The sequence below is a fragment of the Ruegeria sp. CK2 genome, assembly GCF_056536585.1.
Window position 1 is genome coordinate 1 of record NZ_JBQFPW010000047.1, and the last position, 3028, is coordinate 3028.

The 3028-nt window shown below is 60.2% G+C and carries 1 protein-coding gene; it reads right to left on the bottom strand.

The window, feature by feature from the left end; genetic code table 11:
* Positions 1-3028 (bottom strand): beta strand repeat-containing protein (locus tag ACR0BU_RS24575; protein ID WP_480755782.1); only part of this gene is annotated, 3028 nt, incomplete at both ends.

Sequence of the window (3028 nt, forward strand, 5' to 3'; positions counted from 1 at the left end):
CATTGTCGCCGCCGGGCGAGAACGTACCCTCATTCACCACAAAGCCATCCCCAACGTTGATGCTGTTTCCTGCATCGAGGCGGCCGCCGGAGAGGATGTTAACCCTGTTGCGCCCGTCCCCCAGATCGACACTGCCGGTGATCAGGCCCGCGATGTTCACCACGTCATGCCCGTCGCGACTCCGGACCGCCAGGCCCGACAGCGCGGAGACCGATCCCGTGGCCTCTACGTTCAACGTGTTGGACTCCCCATCTCTTCCGCCGAGCCACACCCCCGCACCCGTACCGGATCCGCCCTGCACACTGCCCCACAGCGTCACCTCGGCACCGCTGGCACCATCTGCATACACCCCATTCCTGTTCACGCCAGTTGCCGTGACATCACCCTGCGCGACGACGCTGGCCGCACCGCGAAAGGCCGTCGCAACGATCCCATTTCCAGTCGAGCCCGTCACGGGTCCCGTCGTCGTCACCGACACGTCACCATTGCCGAAGTTTACTGCGCCAATGCCTACTGTGTTTCCGCTGACCTTTGCGGCCGAGATCGTCAGATCCGTGCCTGCACTTAAGGATGAAGACAAGGCGACAATCCCACTTCCGCTAGATCCCGTGACAGCGCCCGTTGTCGTGATCGACAACCCGCCGCTGCCGGAGTTGTCCGCGGCAATCCCGTTATAACCGCCTGAGACCCCAGCCGCCGTGATCGTCAGGTCAGTGCCCGCAGAGGAGTTGGACGCCTCGATCCCATTACTGCTGGAACCTGTGACCGCCCCAGTGGTGGTTACCGACAAGGCTCCACTGCCGTCGTTTGTTGCGGAAATCCCACGGTCAGAGCCGGAAACCCCGACCGCCGTGATTGTCAGGTCGGTGCCCGAAGTGTTTTGTGCATAAATCCCCTCGCCACCTGTGCCTGTGACAGCGCCAGTCGATGATACCGTCAAAGCGCCAGCGCCATAGTTTATTGCACCAATTCCAGCTTGGCCCCCCGACACCGCCGCCGCGGTGATCGTGACATCGGTGCCCGCAGAAGTGTTTAACGCTTCAATCCCGTTACCGCTGGAACCCGTGACAGCTGCCGTGGACGTTACCGACAAAGCGCCAGTACCTTCGTTTGTTGCGGCAATCCCGTTATCACCGCCTGAGACCCCAGCCGCCGTGATAGTCAGGTCTGTGCCCTCAGAGGAGTTGTACGCCTCGATCCCATTGTCACTGGAACCCGTGACAGCCCCGGTGGTGGTCACCGACAAGGCTCCACTGCCGTCGTTCGTTGCGGAAATCCCATCGTTAGAGCCGGTAACCCCGACTGCCGTAATCGTCAGATCCGTGCCCGAAGTATTTCGCGCATAAATCCCCTCGCCACCTGAGCCTGTGACAGCGCCAGTCGATGCTACCGTCAAAGCGCCATTGCCTTGGTTTCGAGCCCAGATCCCTCTTTGGCCCCCCGACACCGCCGCCGCCGTGATCGTCAGGTCCGTGCCCGCAGAAGAATTAAGCGCCTCAATCCCAGTATCGCTAGATCCCGTGACATCCCCGGTGGTCGTCACCGACAACGCGCCATTGCCGAAGTTTACTGCGCCAATGCCTACTGTGTTTCCGCTGACCTTTGCGGCCGAGATCGTCAGATCCGTGCCCGAACGATTATTAAACACATTAATGCCATCACCCCTGGAGCCTGTGACAGCTGCCGTGGACGTTACCGACAAAGCGCCAGTACCTTCGTTTTCCGCGTAAATCCCTCTTTGGCCACCCGACACCGCCGCCGCCGTGATCGTCAGGTCCGTGCCCGCAGAAGAATTAAGCGCCTCAATCCCAGTATCGCTAGATCCCGTGACATCCCCGGTGGTCGTCACCGACAACGCGCCATTGCCGTAGTTTACTGCGCCAATGCCTACTGTGTTTCCGCTGACCTTTGCGGCCGAGATCGTCAGATCCGTGCCCGAAGTGTTCTGTGCGAAAATCCCATAGGCGTTCGTGCCTGTGACGTCACCGGTCGCTGCAACTGACAAGTCCCCGGAACCTAAGTTCCGCGCAACAATCCCACTTTGACCGCCCGACACCGCCGCCGCGGTGATCGTGACATCGGTGCCCGCAGAAGTGTTTAACGCTTCAATCCCATTACCGCTGGAACCCGTGACAGCTGCCGTGGACGTTACCGACAAAGCGCCAGTACCTTCGTTTTCCGCGGAAATCCCGTTATCACCGCCTGAAACTGCTGCCGCCGCGATGGTAAGGTCAGTGCCCGCAGAGGAGTTGTACGCCTCGATCCCATCCCTGCTGGAACCCGTGACAGCTGCCGTGGTGGTTACCGACAAGGCTCCAGTTCCAAAGTTTGTTGCCAAAATCCCGTTACCACCGCCGCCTGAAACTGCTGCCGCCGTGATCGTGAGACTGTCGCCGGATGAATGGTTTATCGCAAATATTCCGTCGTAATTGGTGCCCGCGACATCGCCGGTCGCTGTCACCGACAAGTCCCCGGTTCCTAAGTTCCGTGCAACAATTCCAGTTCGACCACCCGACACCGCCGCCGTCGTGAGCGTCAGACCCGTGCCGTTAGATTGGTTCCATGCGAAAACCCCATAGCGATCCGTGCCCATGACGTCCCCGGTCGTTGTGACCGACAGCGCACCAGTGCCGTAGTTTCGAGCATAGATTCCGTAATAACCGCCCGACACCGCTGCCGACGTGATCGTCAGATCCGTGCCATCAGAAGAGGTAAACGCATAAATCCCAGTAACGCTAGATCCCGTGACAGCGCCAGTCGTTGTAACTGTCACGGCACCAGTGCCTGCGTTTGTCGCAGAAATTCCGACGGCGGCGCCGGTGAAGGTCGAGGCATAGTCATCCGTGAAGGTGATACCGCCATCTCCCACTGACGTGGTTAGGTTCAGCGCATTTCCGGTGGTAGTCACGATGCTGACCTGGTCCGTTGTACTGACATCCAACGCCTGCCCGGCGGGCGGGCTTAGATCCTGCGTGACCGTCGCGCTGCCGCCGCATTCAAACGTGCCTGACCCCGCCGGATTGGCAAC